The organism is Streptococcus timonensis, from assembly GCF_900095845.1.
GTDB classification, from domain to species: Bacteria; Bacillota; Bacilli; order Lactobacillales; family Streptococcaceae; genus Streptococcus; species Streptococcus timonensis.
Window position 1 is genome coordinate 202,450 of record NZ_FMIX01000003.1, and the last position, 19,992, is coordinate 222,441.

A 19,992-nucleotide genomic window follows, 5' to 3' on the forward strand; every position below is an offset into this window, starting at 1 on the left:
TTGAAAAATACCATTCAATCTCTACGAGAATATCAAAATAAAGTAGATTTATCAGAACTAGAAAAATCTATTTATATCAGTATTGACAGATTAACAGTAATCTTTGATAGTGAGAACCAATCACTTAGACGAATATTTCGTGAATTACGAAAATCACTCGATAATATAATTCAAGAATTTAGTATTCAAGAAAATCTAAGAGAAGACTATTTTACTCTTTATAAAACGATAAACGAAGATAGTATAAATCTAATTTTCTTTCAACTATCGGATTATGGTGGTTATCAAGTCATACGCCTAGACTTCAACCCAAACTCACTAAAAGAATTTGAGGGGTTACAAGTGTGGAGGCAGATTATGAATTACGCTCGATTAAATCGATTAGAAATTAGACTGTCACGATTAGATCTTGCTTTTGATATCTTCAATAGGCCAGAAATAGTTTTTTTACAACATATCAAAGGAGGGGTTAGTCATAAAATATTCTACGGTAGAGGGGGAAATATAGAAAGTAAATACTGGGGTGCAAGTGGTAGCAACGTTCAAGTACGTTTGTACGATAAGAATATAGAGGTATTAAGTCATAAAAGAGCTGATAAATTAAATATAGAGAGTAAGCCTTTTTGGTGGCGATTAGAGTTCCAACTTCGGACAAAGGCTATAAATGAAGAAACCATTTCAGAGATTTCTAAACGATTGGAGAATTTTAGCTTCTTTAGTCTTTCGAGTGTTCCAGATGATAGCAAAGCATTTGCCTATATTTTTCTTCATGAACCAGCACTCTTACCCGAATTATTCCCCTACCTCAAACCTAATACTATTAGAGTGAAAAAGACCAGACTTAGAAAACACCTAAAAGCATTTGATAGTAGCTCATTTTCTTTAGAACTACAAGATGCACTTAAAGAACAAACCCCACGATTAAATAATGAACTCAAACAATTAATAGGAGAATTCCTAGAACTTACTAGTAAAGGAGAAATTGACTTATGAACGATAAACTAACTATGACAGTACAAGAAATTATGGACTTAGGGTTTTCAAAATGGACTGCTTATAATATTTTACGGCAAGCAAAACATATTATGGTTGAACGTGGATTCGATTTTTATAATAATAAAGGACTTGGAACAGTTCCAGTATCAGTTGTAGCAGAGATACTTGGATTGGAGGAACTACATGTCAAAAACTAGATATACCGGTGTTACGAAAGATGATAAGACTGGCAAATATACTTATTATTTTAAAGCTGGAGTTGACCTAGCTACTGGTAAACCTTATCAAGAACGTAGACGTGGTTTTCAAACCGCAAAAGAAGCCTTTGAAGCACGTACAAGAGCCTTGAATAAGATACAACAAAAAGGAGGAATTAAGCATACTCAATGGACTTTTAAGCAGTTTATGGAAGAAGTTTTTATGCCAAATTATTACGCTACAACAAGTCCGGATCTCGAACACAGACGTCAAGTTATATTCGATGAATTTATTCAATACTTTGGTAAGAAAAAACCTAGAGAAATTACTACTTATGATGTGATTAATTATAGAAACGGTTTATTAGAGAGATATTCAAATTCATATGCAAGAAACAAGATGACATTGCTTAATCAAGTTTTGAAAACTGCGAAAAAATATGGGTTGATTTTTCATGAAATTCCCACAAGTAATATCAGTCCAATTCCAATCATAAAAAAACATATAGATTTTTGGACAAAAGACGAGTTCCAAAAAGTAATACAATCACTTGATAAAAAGAGTTATTTTGAGCACTTTGTTTATACACTTTTTTGGTTATATTATTTTACGGGAATGCGTGTAAATGAGGCGACTGCTCTTTATTGGGAAGATGTAGATTTTGAAAAGAAAACTCTAGCAATCAATCACAACTTACAGTACATAAACCGTGAAAATTGGGTTCGGCGTAACAAACTAAAAACGGAAAGCTCCAGACGAACCATTGGGCTTGATGATAACACTCTAAACGTACTTAAGGAATGGAAAGAACGACAAGCAAAAGTTGACAAGATACCATTCATTCTATCACTTGATGGAAATCCATATCGTAAGCGTAGTATTAGAGACCAGATTATAAAATACTCTAAACGTGCAGGTGTTAAATACATTCAACCCAAAGGTTTGAGACACTCTCACGCATCATTACTCATTAATGAATATAACGTAAATGCTCTATATATTCAAAGACGATTGGGTCATTCTGATGTCAAAACTACACTTAGTATTTATAGTCATTTATACCCAAACGCTGATTCCGAATTAACAGATAAACTCAATCTCATATCAAGTGATTTTATCGACTAAATCTATTTGGCTACCAAATTAGCTACCAAAAAAAAGAAATACACCTCAAAAGCCTCATTTTAAAGGGCTTTTTTTCATATTTTCCCACTATTTCTAATAGGGGGGTTACATTTGGCAAAAACGCCAAGTCCACCCCTCCTCATTCCTTATGGGAGTTGGGTTTTCAATTTTTATGAAGTGTGTCACTTTCGTCAAAAAAGTGTGTCACTTTGTTAGAAAGAGGTGTTGCGATGAATGGACAAAATTAGTCCTTTTCATATTAAGAATTTCAGAAAACAAACAGGACTTAGTCAAAAAGCATTTGCACAAGCTGTTGATCTACCTACAAGAACCTACCGCTCTTATGAAACAGGCGAAAGAGGACTGACGATTGATAAGTTTAGAGAACTTAAAGAAAAACTTGGTTACTATCAAGACTGCGATAAAAACAGTCTTCGGGCTCAGATCGACTATCTTCGATTGACCTTTCCTAGATTAAAGGATTTAGACGCTTTCTGTGAAAACTTCCTTCACTGTCACTTAAGCGAATTTACAGATCAAGAAACCCGTCTCATGAACTATACCCACTTATGGCAACGAGGAAATATCTGGATTTTTGATTTCTTTGATAAGTCTGTGACCAATGACTACCAAACTTGTGTCCAACTATCTGGTCAAGGATGCCGTGAGTTGGAATTGCTTCTAGAAGACAAGGGAATCACTTGGCAGATCTTTCTTCAAAACATTCTTTATTCCTATGAAGATGTTCGTGTAAAGCGTCTCGATATTGCTCTTGATGAACTCTATAAAGGGTATGGTCACGAGGACGAACAAATTCAGATTCCAAAATTGATTGATAAACTCTATTCCAAAGAGATTGTTCTAGACACGATCAAGAAATGGAATATCACGGGTGGTGGATCTTTCACAGATAATGAAGACATGGAAGCTAATCACGGCTTGTCCATTTACTTTGGGAGCCGTCAAAGTCAACTCTATTTCAACTTTTATGAAAAGCGCTATGAAATAGCTAGAATGGAAAACATCTCCTTGGACGAATCCTTGGAGATTTTTGGTATCTGGAATCGCTATGAATTGCGTTTTTCAGATCAGAAAGCGCAAGGTATTGTGGAGGAATACATCAACGGTGTAGACCTCGGAGAAATCGCTAGAGGAATCGTCAATAAAGAAATCCAAGTCTATGATGGAGTTACTCGTTTCGGAGCCTATAAACCTGATGAAAAATGGCAACGGCTATTTGGAGGAGTCGAACCCTTGAAACTCTCAACCAATCCACAGCCTTACAGTATTGAGAGAACGATTCGCTGGCTGACCTATCAAGTTGCTAACTCCCTTGCACTAGTCACCGAAGCAGATAAAATCCTGCAAACAGAATACATGAAAATGATTCAGAACAGCGGAGAAATAACAGATCGAGGAAAAGCCATGTTACGACTTCTCAAAGCTAATAAACACTATGAACACTAGAAAGGAAAAGCTACATGGAATACAAAGTTCAAATCAATTCACTAGAAAACTTTAAAGCCTGGTCCGGTGGACTAACGACCTTAAACACCGTCCGTGAACGTGGTGGAGTAGATACCCTAACTGTCATTTGTGAAGATATCTTCTCTGGTGATACGCCAACAGAAGGACAAATCAATGACTGGCTCTGGTTTGATTCAGATTTTATCTACCAAGCTCTAGGATACGATGATCTGCTTGAGGCTTCTTGAGATGTTAAAGAAGATTTATCAAGCAGACTTTCTGCTTCTTCCAGAACACGAATTCTGGAATATGTATATCCTCTTACGAAAAGGCAAGGACTTCTACTACGAATGTGCTGGCAGGTGCACAGAAGATCTTCCAGATAGTAGAGGGTTCTATAACTATGAACATGCCTGTTTCACACTAGATGGTCAAGTGTTGAGCGTAAATAAGAAAATGCGCCCCTCACTGATTGCTTATATTCAAAAGACCATCAAAGAAAACCAAGAAACATTTAGAAAGGAAATTGAAATGGCCACTAAAACTATTTTTGAAAAGAAAGTCTCTCAAGTCACGAATGAACTGGGAGAATTACTTAAAAAGAAAGATCACAGAGAGGCTTGGACCAAAGCTGGAGAATTAAATAGTCTCCTAAAAAAAGAAGAAGCCAAAGACCTAAAGCCTGACTTGATCGAACAACTCCAAACTGAGTTGCGAGGCTACTATTACATTAACGGCGAGATCGAAAAAGCCAATAAGCGACTCTATGCAAAGGGCTCAAAGCTCATTGAACTTGCTGCTCTCTAAAAGGAGGATCTATGGATAAAGCCAAACGATACTTGCTTCAAGCAAAAGAATACCTCTCACACTTTAAAAAGGTGGAGAAAAAAGGAGGTCCACCAAAACTAAAAGTCACCAATAAAAAGACCGTCAATATTGCAGTCATAGGAGGAATTGCTTTCCTCCTTTTTGTTGGTCTCTTGGGTTCTATTCGTGCTATCACACTATCAAATAAAGTAGGAGCACTACAAGCTCAAGTGGAGGCTACTAAAAAACAAAAGGCACAGCCAATGGAGTCTAGTAGAAAATATGACTACAAACTCCAGTACTACTTGAATGACTACGTCTATGCCTATTTCACTCTTCCACAAGAAGGGGATAAACAACAAGCTCAAGTGGAATACTTAAATAGCTTTTACAACTTCATTCCTGATGTGAAAGCTCAAGGTCAAGTTCGAAATCCTAGTGAACTTCTCTATTCTCAGTTAGTGACTGTAGAAGGAAAAGTTGCGACTTATAAGATCAAATATAAGGAAACCATCCGTCGGGACAATAACACGGAAGAAAAGGAAATTGTGACAGGCTTCAATATTCCATTTGATGAAAAAGATGGGAAATATTATATTTCTGGCCTTCCTTGGTTTTCTGCCATTGAATCCTCACAAGCTGGACACTTTAGCGAAGACGATCAGCTTCAATTAACCGCTAACGACCACTTTTCAGATGGTCAGCGTAAAAAAGTTGAAAAATTCCTCAAAGTCTTCTTTACCAACTATACTACTAACCAAGACAACCTCAATCTGATTGCTAAGGATGTGGATATTATAGCCAATACCACCTTCAAAACGATTGATTATACCTATCTTAAAAAAGATGGAAAAAACATCATCGCATATGTCCAAGCAACCTTTGAGGTCGGAGGAACCACTCACTCGGAAAACTTCACCTTTACCCTCTCAGAAAAAGAAAAGACCTACTATGTCACAAAACTAGAACACACCATTCCACTGAACTATGCAAATGATAAAGAATAGGAGAACTCTATGAATACAGACAATCTACGAACCTTCCTCCAGGGCGATGGAATTTGGATCCTGACAGCCATTGCCGTGCTCTTAGCGATCAAGGCTTGGCGAAACAGCTCTTGGCTTCAACTCTTCTCTGTCGTTGGTTTCTATGCCGTTATTGTTTCCATTGCGAAAGGACAAGATATCCTAAAAGCAGTCGGCTGGTTCCTACGACTCTTCGGTATTGAATCAGGACTTTAAGTATGAATGAAGAAAGACTTTATGATTACAGTAAGGGCCTAAATGCTCCTTATTGGATCCAAGAAATCAAGACAAAAAAGGGCACTCGACTATGGTACTTTGCGACACCCATGCAGTTGTCCTTTTTCATTGTCTTTATCATCGTTTTTGTGGCCATGTTACTCTTTGGAGGGTTTATCTTTGTGCCACTCGCAAAAATCACTCACTCAATTTCATTGCTACTCTATTGGTATCTCCCTTACAAATTGGCCAAGTTCTATACTGAATATGAACCACACGGTAAAAAGATGCACGTCTTTATTGGAGATTACCTGATTTACTTCTGGGACTTTAAAATCAATAAAAAAGCTATCTACCATGAAGATCGGATAGAGCCTGTAGAAGAAATTGTCTTTGAAAAAACAAATCTATAGAAAAGGAGGACCTATGAGTATTACTTTAACCTATCCTATTAGGGAAACACATGAAAATCTAGCTCTCAAAAAAGATCAAACAGTCGTTGCTTATTATCGTATTCCTAACACTCCCATCACCATTACAGATGATGAAAAAAAGGGCAAACATAAAATCACTGTTGCTCAAATGATGAAAAAGCTCCAGAAAAACAAGTTCTTTGAAATATCTCTGATCCCTAAAGACTATCTCTTAGAAGAGAAAATGCGAGACTTTTCAGATGCTCTAGCAGATGACAGTCGTGAACTAGGAGAAGAACTACTTCTTTACACGGTGGATCGTCTAACGGATGAAATGGAGATCCCTTATCAATTTGACTGGGTTGTTGGAGTGACCTTACGCAAACAAAATCACGGAGCTACCGTCAAAGACTTGGCCTATGAGAGCTTTAATGAGTTCACTGAAAAAATAGCCAAGGGTCTGGGCTATGAATATGAATTAAGTCCCACCTGGTATGAAGACTATAAAAGTGATGAATTTACTATTTTTCAAGCCTTCTCCGTCCTTCGGGCAAAGCGTTTATCTAATGAAGAACTCTTTTATTACCAGCGGATGCAATACCTCCGCTATATTCCTCACTACAAGAAGGAGGTACTCGCCAATCGTGCTCAATTCAATATCACGGACACCTTGATCAAAGTCTTAAAAGGTGGCTTCCTCAAACTAGAAAGCCCCTATGGATCTTCTTTTGTGACAATTCTTCCTGTAGGTAAATTTCCTGTTCAATTCAACGGTTTTCATCTGGGCGAATTTATCCAACGTTTAAACTTTCCCGTAGAGCTACGAATCAAAGCAGAATTCATTGATACTGGTAAAATCAAGGGTCGAATGGGACGTTCGAATACACGTTATCGAAACATTATGGAAGAGGCAGAAAATACCGATACTGTCCAACAAGACGAGATCATCATGGGATCTATCTCCCTAAAAGACTTAATGAAGAAAGTCGGAAACAAGGAAGACATCATCGAATATGGAGCCTATCTTATCGTATCTGCTTCTAGTGTGAACCAACTCCGTCAAAGACGACAAGTGGTATTGAATTACTTTGATGATATGGGAGTTGAAATTAGTGAAGCCTCTCAAGACGGTCCTTATCTCTTTCAAGCTCTGCTCTATGGAGAAAACCTCCAAAAGAAAACTCGCACTTGGACACATATGGTCACAGCTCGTGGATTTTCAGAACTCATGCCTTTCACAAATACTTCTTCTGGAAACCGTATCGGTTGGTATATTGGCCGAGTAGATAACTGGACAGGTCGTTGGGACAATATTGCGAAAGCCATCGATTCCTCAAAGAACATTGTCCTCTATAATGCGACAGTCGGAAATAAAGAAGATATCGCTGGAAAGATTACCAAGAACCCACACATCATTATTACGGGGGCAACAGGTCAAGGGAAATCTTTTCTTGCTCAAATCATTTTTTTAAGTGTAGCTTTGCAGAATGTCAAAACCCTTTATATTGATCCTAAACGTGAACTTAGAAATCACTATCAAGAAGTGATCAACTCACCTGAATTTGCACGTCTCTATCCTGAACGCAAGAAACAGATTGAGAACTTTAACTTTGTGACACTAGATAGCTCGCTTCCATCAAACCACGGAGTTTTAGATCCTATTGTCGTTCTAGATAAAGAACAAGCTGTAGAGGTCGCAAAAAACATGCTTGAGTTTCTACTACAAGCCGTAGATGATGTTACGATGGATCAGAAAACAGCTATCACAGAAGCTATTAATGCGATTGTGGAGAAACGAGTCGCTGGTGAGAAGGTCGGATTTAAACACGTCCTAAAAGTTCTGAGAGACTCTACTTCCTCTGAAATTGCTTCAGTTGGTCGTTATCTGACATCAATTGTGACGAACTCTATCTTGGAACTAGCCTTTTCAGATGGGACCACTCAAGGACTTAACTATGAATCACGAGTAACTATCCTAGAGGTCAATAACCTCAAACTTCCAAAGGACGATTCCACAAAAATTTCAGATCATGAACGCAACTCTATTGCCCTCATGTTTGCGCTTGGTGCCTTCTGTACCCACTTTGGAGAACGAAATGAAAATGAAGATACCATTGAATTCTTTGACGAAGCGTGGATTCTTATGAAGTCCGCAGAAGGAAAAGCCGTTATCAAAAATATGCGTCGGATTGGACGCTCCAAAAATAATACTCTGGCACTGATTACTCAATCTGTACATGATGCAGAAAATGACGATGATACAACTGGATTTGGGACCATCTTTGCCTTTTATGAAAAGTCAGAACGAGAAGATATCCTAAAACACGTCAATCTAGAAGTCACTGAAAGCAATCTCGAATGGATTGATAATATGATCTCTGGTCAATGCCTGTACTATGACGTGTATGGCAATCTCAATATGATTTCCGTACACAATATCTTTGAAGATATTGATATGCTTCTAAAACCAATGAAAGCTACGGTATCATCAAGTCTTGAAAATAAATACGCTAGTTAGGAGGTGAACCCATGCAAGAAGCTTTTGACAAACTAAGGGGAGTCGATATCTTCTCTCTCAAGTCCTACATGGAGCCGACTGGGTTCGCTTCCTTTAACGGGGCTTGGGTTCTGATTAATGAGCTTTTCGTCAACTTCTTCTTTTTCATTCTAAACGCAGTGGTGGGCTTCTTTTCTTTGTTAATTCGAATTCTTGAAAAGATTGATCTCTACTCTAACTACAAGAACTATGTGTTTAATGGAGCAATGAGTATCTGGAAAGGATTCATCGGTTCAAGCTCTGGTGGAGTCGCAAAACAATCACTCGTTTCGATGTTGCTTCTGATTCTGGCGTTTTATCTCTTTTACCAGTTTTTCTTTTCTAAGGGAGCTTTTTCAAGAACTCTCCTTCATGTCTTTCTAGTTCTCATCCTTGGTTTTGGATATTTTGGAACAATTGCTGGAACATCAGGGGGTCTATATCTACTTGATACTATCAACCATGTCTCTCAAGATGTTACCAAAAATATCACGAATATCAAGGTTGAGTATGGCAATAATAAATCCATTAAAATTGGCGACTCCATGGCAGATAGCTATATTGCAGAAACCTCTTATAAAGCTTATGTCTTTGTCAATACAGGGCAAGAAAACGGGAAATACAAGAATAGCCAAGATGGGAAACAAGAGACTTTTGACGATAGTAAGGTATTAGGAGCAGGCGATAAGAATGGAAACTTTAAAGCGGTTAAATCGAAAGATCGTAATAAATATCTGGATGAACTAGGAAATGGAGCCAATGATGATGGTGAAAAGAACCGTTGGGTTTCAGCTATGCCAGATTTCATCTTTACTCGTATGTTTTATGTCATCTTCAAAATCTGTGAAGCCTTCGTATTAGCGATACCGGTTATTTTGATTCAGATGTTAAACGTCATTGCTCAGACACTCGTCCTGATGATGATCCTGCTTTTCCCAATTGTGCTATTGATGTCCTTTGTACCAAGAATGCAGGATTTGATTTTTGGAGTTCTGAAAGTCATGTTTGGTGGGCTGCTTTTCCCAGCTATCACAAGTCTATTAACTCTTTTGGTCTTCTACATTGAAAAAATGATAGAAAACATTGTCATTACAGGTTTTGATGGCATCCTTAAAACACTTCCATCCTTGATTATCTTCGGTCTTGTCTTTAAACTACTCATTTCAGTTGTCTCAAAAGGACTTGTATACTTCCTTCTATGGAAATACAAAGCTGAGCTGATCCAATTCATTCTTGGATCTAAAGCACGAATGGTTGCGAATGATATTGGAAACAAAGTTGAAAAAGGGGTCACAAAGACTAGAGAAGTGGCTTCACAAGTACCATCTAGAAGCCTTTCATCTGCTCAACACCTTGGGAACTTTGCCCTAGCAGGTGCTGGTTTTGGAGCTGGGATGATGATGAATGCCAAGAGTCACTTCCAAAATGTTGGTTCTTTCTTTACTAATAAGGAATCAGAGTACCAACCCGATGAAGTGCTCCCAACAGAAACACTTGAGACGCCAACAAGTCCGGATGCTCCTGAACCAAACATTCTGAAAACAAAGCAAGCGCTAGAAGGGATTAAACCAGTTGAAGAAAAAACACCAACTCCTTCAATGGAATCCCCAATCACAGCGGAGCCAACACCAAGTTCAAGCGAGGAATTCCAAACTCTTAAAGAAGAATGGATTTCTCCATTTAAACAACTCCGCATTAATAGTATTGAGCGCAAATTAGAGGAATATAAAGATCCTCAAGCCATGTACAAAGCTCAAGGATCGAATGCTTTCACTCGTGCTTATAGAAAGACTATGACACGAGACGATAAATTGAGAGCCAATATTGAACGAAGAGACCGATTAACAGATCGCTTAAAACAACTCAGAGGAGAATAACATGAATACCAAAATACGCTCAAGAACTTCTTTTCCAAGAGTTCTTGAAGAAACTCTTTATCAGGCCTACCAAGAAGGAAAACGCTCAGTCGATTTCCTTCTTTTATTTCCAGTCACAGAACAAGAGCAAGACCAAATTATCTTACAGGCTAAGTCCTATTCAGTCGTTCTAGATGCTAAATGGCGTTTTGGGACTGTCCTGTTCACTGCTTATATAAGACATTAACTAGAAAGGAGATTCGATGAAAAAACTAAAATGGTTTCTATTAGCTGGTCTCATTCCTCTCTTTCTACCAGTCCTCATTATCATTATCCTTATGGGGGCTGTCGGAGGTGGCGGAACAAATGGCTCACCACAATCTCAAAATGGAGTGACTTATGCGGATCACTGGTCAGATGGAGACCCTTATACTCATAACCTACTTGTCCATCGCTTCGGTATCACAGCAGAGCAATTAGACGGCTTTTTAGATACGTTAGGAATCTCCTATGATAAGAACCGAATTAATGGGAAAAAGCTCCTCGAATGGGAAGCTAAATCTAATCTTGATGTCCGTGGAATCGTTGCAATCGCACTGAATGAAAGTTCCCTTGGAACTGCTGGGGTAGCCACTAATCCTGGAGCCAATATGTTTGGTTTTGGAGCCTATGACTCCAATCCAGAATATGCCAATAACTTTAATGATGAGGTTGCTGTTGTTGGATTAACCCAGCAAACTATCATTGGGAATAAAAACCAAACTTTTAAAATCCAAGATGATAAGGCTAAAAAGTTTGCGAATGGAACACTCAATCCAGTAACCGATGGCGGTGTCTATTTCACAGATACTACTGGATCAGGAAAAAGACGTGCAGAAACGATGCAAAAACTGGATGCCTTCATTGATGAACATGGAGGAACACCAAAAGCTCCTGAACAAACGACAGGAAAAACTAGAGATGGTGGTGGGATCACTTCAAATGATATACCTGTAGGCTATAGTTTGACAACAGCTATTGATACCACAGGATATATCACTAGTACCTATCCTTGGGGACAATGTACCTGGTATGTCTTCAACCGTGGAAAACAAGTCGGAGTCAACTTTGATCCATTTATGGGAAATGGTGGTCAATGGATGAATAAGCCAGGATTCACAATAACCCATACGCCAACAGAACACTCTGCTCTATCATTTAGCCCTGGACAAGCTGGAGCTGATCCAATATACGGACACATTTCATTTGTGGAACAGGTCAAATCAGATGGTTCAATTCTCGTATCAGAATGTAATGTGAAAGGATTGGGGATTATTAGTTACCGTACATTTGACGCAGAAACTGCCAAACAATTTACATATGTTTTAGGACATTAGGAAGGATAATTATATGGATACACTACAACAAGTAAAACTAGATAAAATTGAAAATCTTCTTCAAGTATTGGTGAACCTTCTTGACAAAAAAAGCAACTCCAATCACTTGGAAATTATAACGCAAAAAGAAGTTCTAAAAGAATTAAATATATCACCTAACACACTGAAAAGTTGGGAAAGAAAAGGACTAGCTCGTCTGGAGCCACCTATTGAAGGAACGAGAACAGTCTACTATAAAAGGCAAGACATCATTAAATTTCTATCAACTTAATAGTAAAGCAGAATTGCAACAAACAATTTATGAATATGCTAAAATAATATCATCATAAAGGAAGGTGAGGGTCTTATTTTAGCCTTTTAAATATCCGAATCAAGAGGCGATATGAATAAAGAAATTATACGACACAATAATAAAAGGGTAACTAAGGTCACCAAAAAGAACGGAGATGTCAGTTATTCAATAAAAGGTGTTTACATTGGGACTGATGTCAAAACTGGAAAAAGAATCACAAAAACAATTACTGCTAAAACATTGAAAAGCCTCGATAGGAAAATTATTGAGACTAAAATTCAATTTGAAAAATCTGGCTCAACAATAAAAGAAACAATCTCAATTGACAACTTTGAAAATCTAGCTGAGGTATGGTTTTCAAATTTCAAAACTTGGGTATCATCACAAAATACTATTAATAGAGTACGTGGCTATCTTGATACCTACATTATTCCTCAGTTTGGAGATTACAAACCTGATCAAATTGAGCCTGCTGATGTTCAACTTTGGGTAAACAAGCTAGCTAGAAAAGCAAAAAAATCAGTTGATTCTGGTGTGAAACGAGCAAAGAAGGGCAGTGCAAAGGACTTTGGAGCCATGGCTCATAAGGTTAGTGATATTTTTGATTTTGGAATTACAAATTGTGGATTAGCTAACAATCCTGCTAAAGCAATCAAAATCCCACCCAAACCTAAGGCTAATAAACAGCGTGTTATGGTACTTCACGATGACGATTTAAAACAATGGTTGTCCTATCTTGAAACCTTACCAAATACAAGAGCAAATAGGCGATTCAAAGTTATTTGCACTGCACTTTTAGCATCTGCACTACGCATTAATGAACTGCTTGCATTAGAAATCACTGATTTAGATTTTGAAACAAATGAAATAATTGTAAATAAAACTCTTATGTGGAAAAGCGCAAATCGGAAGCTCGGTATAAAAGGACAAATGATATGCAAACCAACACCTAAAACGGATGCTGGAAATCGCAAAGTTGCAGTTCCATCTTCTATTATTGAGGAACTGAAAAATTTCCACGAAGAAATGGAAAACTATTTTAAAAAACATGATCTACCTAGTTCTACACTCATCTTCCCAACAATTTATGGAAATTATATGTGTGATAGGAATGAAAGAGCAACTCTTAAAAAACGTTTATCAGCTTTAGGATTACCAGACTATGGTTTTCATCTCTTCCGACATACACATGCTTCAATGATGTTAAATTCAGGTACTAATTGGAAAGAGTTACAACACAGGATGGGGCATAAGTCAATTACTACTACGATGGATACTTACGCAGAGTTAGCGCCTAAGAAAAAATTTGAAGCTGTTGAAATTTTCCAAAATAAAATGGATGAACTTAAAACTTAATTTTATCACTACCTTTTTCACTACCTTTTTCTTAGGAATAATCTTAAAGCCTGGTATAATAAGCTTTATAGGCGTATTATTTCATTTTTACAGAAGTGAAGTAAGCATTCAATACGAATCAATACATAATAAAAACGCTGATTTCAAGCGTTTTTTCTTTTTTCAATTTCAATACATTTCACTATATTTCAGTCCAAACTCTACCTTTTTCTCTACCTTTTTTAGATAAATATGTCATCTGGATATTGAAGTTAAGCCCTGCTATCATTTCGATGGCAGGGCTTTTTAATGTTTGGTACACTACCTTCTTAACTATATTTTGATGGAGCTGAAGTTGACATCTACAAAGTTTAATGTTAAAATACATTCAAAAATATATTTGAATGAGGTGTTTTATGGTTCAAAATGTTGTTACTTCAATAATACTGTATTCTGGGACAGCCGTAGACTTACTTATTATCCTAATGTTATTTTTTGCCAAAAGAAAAAGCAGAAAAGACATCATTAACATCTATTTAGGGCAATTTCTAGGCTCTGTTAGTCTAATATTGCTAAGTTTACTTTTTGCATTTGTCTTAAATTATATTCCTAGTAAAGAGATTTTAGGTTTGCTCGGTTTGATTCCAATTTTCCTAGGACTCAAAGTTTTGCTTTTAGGAGATTCTGATGGAGAAGCTATTGCAAAAGATGGTTTGCGCAAAGATGATAAAAACCTGATTTTTCTAGTAGCTATGATTACTTTTGCTAGTTGTGGTGCTGACAATATTGGTGTTTTTGTCCCATATTTTATTACCTTAAATTTAGCGAATTTGATAGTGGCTTTACTTACTTTTCTAGTCATGATTTATCTCTTGGTTTTTTCTGCCCAAAAATTGGCACAAGTCCCTTCTGTTGGAGAAACTTTGGAAAAATATAGCAGATGGTTTATTGCCGTTGTTTATTTAGGATTGGGGATGTATATCCTGATTGAAAACAACAGCTTTAACATACTAAGGACTGTGTTCGGCTAGGAGAAAAAATTATGAAAAAAGATAGTATATGCCAAGTGAATATTATAAATCAACAAAATGTTACAACCGCAACGAACTACCTTGAAAAGGAAAAAGTCCAAAAATCACTTCGTATTTTATCAAAGTTGACCGATAATAAACAGATAAATATCATCTTTTATCTCCTTGCTGTTGAAGAACTCTGTGTCTGTGATATAGCCTGTTTACTAAATCTCAGTATGGCATCTGCCTCCCACCATCTTCGTAAACTAGCCAATCAAAACATCTTGGATACTAGAAGAGAGGGGAAAATTATATATTATTTTATAAAAGATGAGGAAATCAGAGATTTTTTTAATCAACTAGGATAACAACTATTTTTACTACTCTACCATTCACTCTACCTTTTATTATGTGGCATTCTAATAACATTGATGTACCAACGTTTCTAACAGCTAAAATAGAAATTATTTAATTTTTTTATAGAAGTGAAGTAAGCATTCAATACGAATCAATACATAAGAAAAACGCTTATTCTAAGCGTTTTTTCTTTTTTCCAATTTCAAAGTATTTCAAAGAAAATCAACTGAATAACTACATTTTTTGTGTTGTTTTAAAAAATAGACATTTAATTAAAGCATATATTCGTGGGCATAAAATTTGTGTACGCTCTCATATTATGATATACTGAATGTAATCAAAAGATATTTTGTGAACACAGAATAACAGAATACAGTTTTTGATTAAAAGAAAGGAGGCACATATCATATTATGTTGTGGTCCATTATTGTAGGAGGCTTTATCGGCCTTGCAGCAGGCTCAATCACAAAAAAAGGTGGCTCAATGGGAGTAATTGCTAATATTTTTGCCGGTTTAATTGGGTCATCTGTCGGTCAATCGCTTTTTGGGACATGGGGACCTTCTCTAGCAGGAATGTCACTTATTCCATCGATTGCTGGTGCGGTGATTGTTGTCGCTGTAGTATCATTCTTTTTGGGTAAAAAAGGTTAACTTTTTACTCAATCATAAACTATAGATTTAAATTTAGTATTGACGGGTAAACCTATAGTTTAGTGCTTTAATTGAAAGGATTTTATATGTCAAAATCAAAGAAAATAGTATTACTTATTTTCTGTATTCTAGTCTTGACAATTTTCCTTCCTATTTTGATAGATTACCAACAAGTTAGTGATTTAGGAATTCAATTAACTAGCTGGAGACAGACTGCTATTGAATATTATCTTGCTAGATATATCTTTTGGGGGCTTCTAGTCCTATCTATCTTCGTTTTATTATGGATGTTAGTAATCCTGTTTTATCCTAGACAATATCTAGAAATAAAACTTGGAACTAAAGACGATAAATTGAAGTTAAAAAATTCAGCTATCGAAGGTTTTGTTCGATGCTTACTGAATGAACATCGAATAATTAAAGAACCAAAAATCAAAGTACATACTCGAAAAAAGAAATGTTTCGTTTATGTAGAAGGTACAGCTGTTCTTTCAGATAACATTGCTAACAAATTTGAAGTAGTCCAAAATGAAATAACTCGAGGCTTAAAAGAGTTCTTTGGTATGGATCGAGAGGTTAAACTGGAAGTTTCAGTAAAAGAATATGACCCTCAAAAAGCAACCAAGAAGATTGTTAGTCGTGTAAAGTAAGGAAGTAAAAAATGGAATTGTTTAAAAAATACCAATATCCAATTCTATGTGGTATAACAGGTATTCTTCTAGCTTGCTTCATCCTGTCCTTTGGATTTTTTAAAACACTATTTGTTTTAATTTGTGGGACATTAGGGATTGGATTCGGATACTATGTTCAGAAAAATTATTTAAATAAATAAAGGAGTTTTATATGTCAAACGTAGAAAAAAATGTAAATGTAGATACTGAAAAGAAAGATGTAGTCGTTTCTAAAGATGTTCGAGGAGAATTAACTTACGAAGATAAAGTGATTCAAAAAATTATCGGTCTTTCACTAGAAAAAGTCCCAGGACTATTACATGTTGACGGTGGATTCTTCTCAAATCTTACAGAAAAACTTGTTAATACTAACGATGTAACACACGGTGTTAAAGTTGAAGTTGGTAAAGAACAAGTAGCAGTTGACTTGAACGTTATCGTAGAGTACAGAAAAAACGTTCCAACTCTATACAATCAAATTAAAGAAGTTATCGTTTCAGAAGTTGCGAAAATGACTGATCTAGAAGTAGTTGAGGTTAACGTTAATGTTGTTGACATCAAAACTAAAGAACAATATGAGGCAGACTCAGTTAGCCTTCAAGATCGTGTAACTGACGTGGCAGAATCAACAGGCGAGTTCGCGTCAGAACAATTCTCTAGAGTAAAAGCTGGAATCGGTTCAGGTGTTGAAAAACTTGGCGAAGGTGCTGAATTCGTTCAAGAAAAAGTTGGCCAAGGTGTTGAAACTGTTAAAGACGCTGCAGCCAAAGCAGAACCACGTGTACACTAATTTATAATTTAGAAAAAAATAAAAGGAGAACATACTTATGTCTACAGAAGAAAAATTAAACCAAGCAGCAGGATCTATCAAAGAAGGTGTTGGAAAATTGGTAGGCGATAAAGAACTTGAAAGCGAAGGGGCAACAGAAAAAGTTATTTCTAAAGTTAAAGAAGTTGCTGAAGATGCAAAAGATGCTGTAGAAGGTGTCGTTGAAGGTGTTAAAAACATGCTTCATAAAGACGATGCTAAATAATAAAATTTAGCTAATCTTGCTATTTTTCTCGAAAACACTCCCAGCTAGGGGGTGTTTTTGTCAATGTACATTTGTCAGAGACAATATCGCAGCTAACATGGATTGCAATTTTACTAATTTAAACATCTTATAATATAAAAGGTAGTAAGAGAAAATCTTACTACCTTTTTTGAACTATAAACCTAGTTTACTAAACTAATTCAAGCAATGTTAACCTCTGGTATCTTTTTCAACTGATTTTAATAGTTTACTTGCGAGATAGGCTAAAAGAATAGAGAAAGCAACTAATAGAATCCAAGCAACTAATAAATTTACTTGTACTTTTGTTGAGGTGCTGAAAAATGATCCTCCCTCTTTAAAGCCAGCTAAGTCTAAAAGCCCATCGAAACTATAACGACTAAGTGTAAAATAAGATAAGAACTGTAAAAAGCCATTTAAGGGGATATTTCCGGCAAAGAGAAATTGAAGGAGAATGACAAAGGGCATTACAGTCATTGCCTTTTCGACATTTTTAACGATTGAAGAGACAAATAGACCTAAAGCATCTGCCGAATAAATGGTTAAAAATATAGTTAGGAAATAAGAGATGAATCGTAAACTATCATTATCAAAGATAGTCTTAAATTCTGAAATCGAGTGGTGATAGAAGAGGAATAAAATACTGGAGAAGATAAGGGCTTGAATTAGAGAAACAAGGGCTTGGAATAACATGTGGGCGAACATATAAGATGACAGGTTCATTCCCCCTCGGTATTCGTGCTTGATAATATCTCTTTCTTTACAAATCAATGTAATAGAATTAAAAACTCCTATCCAAATACAAGCACAAACAATAATGAATGAAGTGGATTTCACTTCTGAACTTAAGCCAGTTGAGAAGCCGTTTTCTCCAGCAACAATACATGTAACCAGGGCAATGATGGCAGTACTTATAAAAGAATACCATCCGTTAGAATTTAAAAAATTTCGTTTAAATTTACCCAAATAAATCAAAATTTGTTCTTTGTTCGATGCATAATTCATCTTAATCTCCTTTATATTTTCTATATTTTTCGATGTAGTAATCTGGAGTTTGCTCTACTTCCGATACAACAAGTTCAAGTTGGTTGACATCAAAGAATTCTAGGGTATCTTCTACGGAGCCATAAAAGGCCAGTTTACCACAAGCTTCTTCCTCACTTTTAGCGAGAACTAATACTTTATCAAATAATTCTGGGGTTCGATCTGGACTATGTGAGATAACAAAGACAATCTTATTGTCATCTGCGATACTCCTTAAGCTAGCCATAATTGAACGAGCATTACTACCGTCTACTCCAGAATCTGGCTCATCTAAAACAAATACAACGGGATCTGCAATATACTCAGTCGCAATGCTCAATCTTTTTTTCTCTCCGCCGCTTAATGCAGATACCAAGGCATCTTTTTTCTTTGTTAGTTTGACTGTTTCTAGTACTTTTGAGATTTTTTCTTCTAATAAAGCGGGGTCCTTGGTAAAGTCTCGCACGAGTTTCATCTCTGCTGCATTTTTCAGAGTCATATAAACACTATCTTTTTCACGATGAAGACTAAATTGAGGAACATTGGCAATCATTCTTCGAACTTTGTCAAATTGATTATAGATGTTTATATTTCCTAATAAGATATCAGCATCCGCTTTTTCTATGCCCATGATTGCATTGATTAGTGTGGTTTTACCTGCTCCTGAACCACCTAAAATGAGTACGATTTCCCCAGAGGAAACTTGAAAGTCAATCTCTGATAATAAAAGCTTATCTCCTGCGAGACGTTTTCGAATTAGAACAGATAGCTGAGTATCTTGTGCAATCCTGTTGATATTGTCTGCGAGACTCTTTTCTTGAGCTTCAGTTAATTCTGGTTGAAAAACTAAGCAATTATTATAAAGGATGAAGAGTCGATGATTTATGGATACTAAATCATAATTATTTAGGTATGCTTTATCCTTAAGTAGACTATTATTCAAATAAACCGTGTCCCCGAGGGGGTGGACATATATATTACCGTTGTCTAGAACTTCGAAATGACTGCTGCTTTTTTCCCCTAGACTTGAGTTGATTTCCTCATGTTTCCATTCGATATCCTTCTGATTCATGAGACTAAAAATATAAATAGTATCATCAACTCGGAGAGTATCTCGGTTATTTAGGTAGTGTTTTTTACCAATATCAATTTTTCTATTGTTTACAGAGATGACTTCTGTATCACTCTGTAAATAGTAACCAATATGATCTTTTTCTAATAAAATATTCTCATCATCATTCAAAATTTCAGTTATTTCCTTGGTCACAACACTAGCTTCTTTGAGAACGAAGGTAAAAAAGGAAATTGTATGATCTTGAACTTCCTCTCCTTTGTCTAATTTTTCAGAGATCGTTTCTTTTATCCTATCACCCATATGTTTGAGGGTTGATGGCATTTTGAAAGGAATGTTTTTGTTTTCTTGATCATTGTCTCTATAAATTTTATCGACATACTTTAAGTCCACCTTGGGTTTTGTATTATCTATATATTCTCCACAAAAAGGACAGAACTTCCAACCGATTCCAATATTTTTGAAACAGCTAGGACATTTTGATTTTACAATATAATCCTTCATTTCGACT

Annotated in this window: 25 protein-coding genes; 22 read left to right on the plus strand and 3 right to left on the minus strand. The window is 36.2% G+C overall.

Annotated elements, in window-relative coordinates; all coding sequences use genetic code 11:
* The 15 genes from BQ2679_RS02040 (at nt 1) to BQ2679_RS02110 (ending at nt 13,663) form a co-directional block, all read left to right on the plus strand.
* The gene (locus tag BQ2679_RS02040) at nt 1-993 is read left to right on the plus strand and encodes a replication initiation protein (protein WP_075565682.1); all 993 of its coding nucleotides are present in this window, start codon (nt 1-3) and stop codon (nt 991-993) included.
* Nucleotides 990-1,193 (plus strand): DUF3173 family protein, encoded by a 204-nt coding sequence (locus BQ2679_RS02045; RefSeq protein WP_000998327.1) that lies wholly within the window; start codon nt 990-992, stop codon nt 1,191-1,193. Before BQ2679_RS02040 ends, BQ2679_RS02045 begins: the two co-directional genes overlap by 4 nt.
* Complete coding sequence (locus BQ2679_RS02050) at nt 1,180-2,319, plus strand: tyrosine-type recombinase/integrase (RefSeq protein ID WP_045593954.1); 1,140 nt, start codon at nt 1,180-1,182, stop codon at nt 2,317-2,319. Before BQ2679_RS02045 ends, BQ2679_RS02050 begins: the two co-directional genes overlap by 14 nt.
* Before the next feature lie 234 nt (nt 2,320-2,553).
* On the plus strand, nt 2,554-3,786 hold the full coding sequence (locus BQ2679_RS02055; protein WP_075565684.1) for a replication initiation factor domain-containing protein: 1,233 nt from the start codon (nt 2,554-2,556) through the stop codon (nt 3,784-3,786).
* 14 nt (nt 3,787-3,800) lie between these two features.
* A complete protein-coding gene (locus BQ2679_RS02060; RefSeq protein ID WP_000456042.1) occupies nt 3,801-4,034 on the plus strand; it encodes a hypothetical protein in 234 nt (77 codons plus the stop codon).
* 1 nt (nt 4,035) lies between these two features.
* Nucleotides 4,036-4,593, plus strand: a complete 558-nt coding sequence (locus BQ2679_RS02065) for a conjugal transfer protein (protein WP_049522778.1) — start codon at nt 4,036-4,038, stop codon at nt 4,591-4,593.
* An 11-nt stretch (nt 4,594-4,604) separates the two neighbouring features.
* Nucleotides 4,605-5,600, plus strand: a complete 996-nt coding sequence (locus BQ2679_RS02070) for a conjugal transfer protein (RefSeq protein ID WP_049522777.1) — start codon at nt 4,605-4,607, stop codon at nt 5,598-5,600.
* 9 nt (nt 5,601-5,609) lie between these two features.
* Nucleotides 5,610-5,834, plus strand: a complete 225-nt coding sequence (locus tag BQ2679_RS02075) for a TcpD family membrane protein (protein ID WP_003005585.1) — start codon at nt 5,610-5,612, stop codon at nt 5,832-5,834.
* Between the two features lie 2 nt (nt 5,835-5,836).
* Nucleotides 5,837-6,247, plus strand: a complete 411-nt coding sequence (locus tag BQ2679_RS02080) for a conjugal transfer protein (RefSeq protein ID WP_049503699.1) — start codon at nt 5,837-5,839, stop codon at nt 6,245-6,247.
* A 13-nt stretch (nt 6,248-6,260) separates the two neighbouring features.
* On the plus strand, nt 6,261-8,765 hold the full coding sequence (locus BQ2679_RS02085) for an ATP-binding protein (protein WP_075565686.1): 2,505 nt from the start codon (nt 6,261-6,263) through the stop codon (nt 8,763-8,765).
* An 11-nt stretch (nt 8,766-8,776) separates the two neighbouring features.
* Nucleotides 8,777-10,660, plus strand: coding sequence for a conjugal transfer protein (locus tag BQ2679_RS02090; protein ID WP_075565688.1), 1,884 nt, complete (start codon nt 8,777-8,779; stop codon nt 10,658-10,660).
* Nucleotide 10,661: 1 nt separating this feature from the next.
* Nucleotides 10,662-10,886 (plus strand): hypothetical protein, encoded by a 225-nt coding sequence (locus BQ2679_RS02095; RefSeq protein WP_003005653.1) that lies wholly within the window; start codon nt 10,662-10,664, stop codon nt 10,884-10,886.
* Nucleotides 10,887-10,902: 16 nt separating this feature from the next.
* Complete coding sequence (locus BQ2679_RS02100; RefSeq protein WP_075565691.1) at nt 10,903-12,015, plus strand: CHAP domain-containing protein; 1,113 nt, start codon at nt 10,903-10,905, stop codon at nt 12,013-12,015.
* Between the two features lie 13 nt (nt 12,016-12,028).
* The gene (locus tag BQ2679_RS02105; protein ID WP_049503689.1) at nt 12,029-12,286 is read left to right on the plus strand and encodes a MerR family transcriptional regulator; all 258 of its coding nucleotides are present in this window, start codon (nt 12,029-12,031) and stop codon (nt 12,284-12,286) included.
* A 111-nt stretch (nt 12,287-12,397) separates the two neighbouring features.
* On the plus strand, nt 12,398-13,663 hold the full coding sequence (locus BQ2679_RS02110) for a tyrosine-type recombinase/integrase (protein WP_075565693.1): 1,266 nt from the start codon (nt 12,398-12,400) through the stop codon (nt 13,661-13,663).
* A gap of 181 nt (nt 13,664-13,844) precedes the next feature.
* On the opposite strand, the gene BQ2679_RS11025 is transcribed toward BQ2679_RS02110, so the two are convergent.
* Nucleotides 13,845-14,030, minus strand: a complete 186-nt coding sequence (locus BQ2679_RS11025; protein WP_075565695.1) for a FanG protein — start codon at nt 14,028-14,030, stop codon at nt 13,845-13,847.
* Between the two features lie 28 nt (nt 14,031-14,058).
* Between BQ2679_RS11025 and BQ2679_RS02120 the strand changes: the two genes are divergently transcribed.
* From BQ2679_RS02120 to BQ2679_RS02150, 7 genes are all read left to right on the plus strand, one after another.
* Complete coding sequence (locus BQ2679_RS02120; protein ID WP_021002064.1) at nt 14,059-14,673, plus strand: CadD family cadmium resistance transporter; 615 nt, start codon at nt 14,059-14,061, stop codon at nt 14,671-14,673.
* An 11-nt stretch (nt 14,674-14,684) separates the two neighbouring features.
* Nucleotides 14,685-15,023, plus strand: coding sequence for a Cd(II)/Zn(II)-sensing metalloregulatory transcriptional regulator CadX (gene cadX / locus BQ2679_RS02125; RefSeq protein WP_075565697.1), 339 nt, complete (start codon nt 14,685-14,687; stop codon nt 15,021-15,023).
* A 400-nt stretch (nt 15,024-15,423) separates the two neighbouring features.
* The gene (locus tag BQ2679_RS02130) at nt 15,424-15,663 is read left to right on the plus strand and encodes a GlsB/YeaQ/YmgE family stress response membrane protein (RefSeq protein ID WP_075565699.1); all 240 of its coding nucleotides are present in this window, start codon (nt 15,424-15,426) and stop codon (nt 15,661-15,663) included.
* 86 nt (nt 15,664-15,749) lie between these two features.
* Nucleotides 15,750-16,313 carry an alkaline shock response membrane anchor protein AmaP gene (amaP, locus tag BQ2679_RS02135; RefSeq protein ID WP_075565701.1) on the plus strand — a complete coding sequence of 188 codons (564 nt, stop codon included), beginning with the start codon at nt 15,750-15,752 and terminating at the stop codon, nt 16,311-16,313.
* Nucleotides 16,314-16,324: 11 nt separating this feature from the next.
* Nucleotides 16,325-16,495: a DUF2273 domain-containing protein gene (locus tag BQ2679_RS02140; RefSeq protein ID WP_075565703.1), complete on the plus strand. Its 171-nt coding sequence runs from the start codon at nt 16,325-16,327 to the stop codon at nt 16,493-16,495.
* An 11-nt stretch (nt 16,496-16,506) separates the two neighbouring features.
* Nucleotides 16,507-17,124, plus strand: coding sequence for an Asp23/Gls24 family envelope stress response protein (locus tag BQ2679_RS02145; protein WP_075565705.1), 618 nt, complete (start codon nt 16,507-16,509; stop codon nt 17,122-17,124).
* 37 nt (nt 17,125-17,161) lie between these two features.
* Nucleotides 17,162-17,368, plus strand: coding sequence for a CsbD family protein (locus BQ2679_RS02150; RefSeq protein ID WP_075565707.1), 207 nt, complete (start codon nt 17,162-17,164; stop codon nt 17,366-17,368).
* 210 nt (nt 17,369-17,578) lie between these two features.
* On the opposite strand, the gene BQ2679_RS02155 is transcribed toward BQ2679_RS02150, so the two are convergent.
* The gene (locus BQ2679_RS02155) at nt 17,579-18,391 is read right to left on the minus strand and encodes an ABC transporter permease (protein WP_075565709.1); all 813 of its coding nucleotides are present in this window, start codon (nt 18,389-18,391) and stop codon (nt 17,579-17,581) included.
* 1 nt (nt 18,392) lies between these two features.
* Nucleotides 18,393-19,985, minus strand: a complete 1,593-nt coding sequence (locus BQ2679_RS02160; protein WP_075565711.1) for an ATP-binding cassette domain-containing protein — start codon at nt 19,983-19,985, stop codon at nt 18,393-18,395.
* Nucleotides 19,986-19,992 lie beyond the last annotated feature (7 nt).